The sequence below is a fragment of the Streptomyces sp. NRRL WC-3549 genome, assembly GCF_000721935.1.
Classification (GTDB): Bacteria; Actinomycetota; Actinomycetes; order Streptomycetales; family Streptomycetaceae; genus Streptomyces.
The window spans coordinates 28,742-30,297 of the sequence record NZ_KL585422.1; the positions used below are offsets into that span (position 1 = coordinate 28,742).

Sequence of the window (1,556 nt, forward strand, 5' to 3'; positions counted from 1 at the left end):
ACTGGTCGCCGATGAAGCCGATCCGGCGGTGGCCGTGCGCCACCAGGTGGGCGACCCCCTCGCGGGCGCCCCCGAAGCTGTCCGAGAGCACCATGTCCGCGTCGATCCGGCCCGCCGGGCGGTCGACGAACACGGTGGCGACGCCCGCCCTCATCTCGGGTTCCAGATAGCGGTGGTCGTCGCCCGCCGGGATCACGATGAGCCCGTCCACCCGGCGTGCGCAGAGGGCCAGGACGAGCTCCTGCTCACGTTCGGGGTCCTCGGCGCTGGAGCCGTTGATCAGCAGTGCCCCGTGTGCGCGGGCCACCTCTTCCACGGCGCGGCTCAGCGGGCCGTAGAACGGGTCCGCGAGGTCTTCCAGGACGAGCCCGATGGAGGCGGTGCGGCCCTTGCGCAGCACGCGTGCGCTGTCGTTGCGGCGGAAGCCGAGTGCGTCGATCGCCTCCTGCACGCGGCGTTCGGTGTCGGGTGTGACGCCGGGCTCGCTGTTCACCACCCGGGAGACCGTCTTGAGGCCCACTCCGGCGCGGGCGGCCACGTCCTTCATGGTCGGCCTGGTGCCGTAACGGGGCTCGGGATGACGGGCGGTCTCGGCCACGGTGCGCTGTCCTGTCGTCGGAGGCGGGGGCGCTCCGGACCCCCGCGCGGGGTGCGGAGGGGCGCCGGAGGCTGTGGCGTCGAGCATAGGCCCTGGACAACGTTGTCATGGCGGGGGAGACTGGGAGGAGCACCGACCGAAGCCGCAGACCCCGCCACCCACCCCCTCCGGAGAGCCGCACCGATGCAAACCGACCTCGTCGCCGCCCTGGACATCGGCGGCACCAAGATCGCCGGCGCATTGGTGGACCGCACCGGAGCCCTGCTCGTACGGGCCCGCAGGGCGACGCCCGCCCGGGAGGACGCCGACTCGGTGATGGGCGCGGTGGACGACGTCCTGGCCGAGCTGACGTCCTCCCCCCTGTGGCCCGGGGTGCGGGCCCTCGGTATCGGCAGCGCGGGGCCCGTCGACGCGTCGGCGGGCACGGTCAGCCCGGTCAACGTCCCCGGCTGGCGAGGTGTCCCGCTGGTGGAGCGGGTCGCCGCGGTGACGGGCCGCCTGCCGGTCGTGCTGGTCGGTGACGGGGTGGCGATGACGGCGGCGGAGCACTGGCTCGGCGCGGCGCGCGGCTACGACAACGCCCTGTGCATGGTGGTCTCCACCGGCGTCGGGGGCGGCCTGGTCCTGGGCGGTAGGTTCCACCCGGGCCCCACCGGCAACGCCGGTCACATCGGCCACATCAGCGTCGACCTGGACGGCGACCTCTGCCCGTGCGGCGCCCGCGGCTGCGTCGAGCGGCTGGCCAGCGGCCCGAACATCGCCCGGCGGGCCCTGGAGCACGGCTGGCGCCCCGGTCCGGACGGCGACACGACGGCGGCGGCGGTGGCCGCCTCCGCGCGAGCGGGCGACCCGGTGGCCGTCGCCTCGTACGAGAGGGCGGCCCAGGCCCTCGCCGCGGGCATCGCCGCCACCGCCACCCTGGTCGAGATCGACATCGCCGTGATCGGCGGCGGGGGGG

General features: G+C 75.2%; 2 protein-coding genes. One reads left to right on the forward strand and one right to left on the reverse strand.

Annotation, left to right across the window (positions count from 1 at the left end):
* Positions 1-598 (reverse strand): LacI family DNA-binding transcriptional regulator (locus IH13_RS0126300; protein WP_031088448.1); only part of this gene is annotated, 598 nt, incomplete at its 3' end.
* Positions 599-781: 183 nt separating this feature from the next.
* On the opposite strand from IH13_RS0126300, the gene IH13_RS0126305 reads away from it, so the two are divergent.
* Positions 782-1,556, forward strand: a 775-nt coding sequence (locus IH13_RS0126305) for an ROK family protein (RefSeq protein ID WP_063837495.1), incomplete at its 3' end; no start/stop codon positions are given.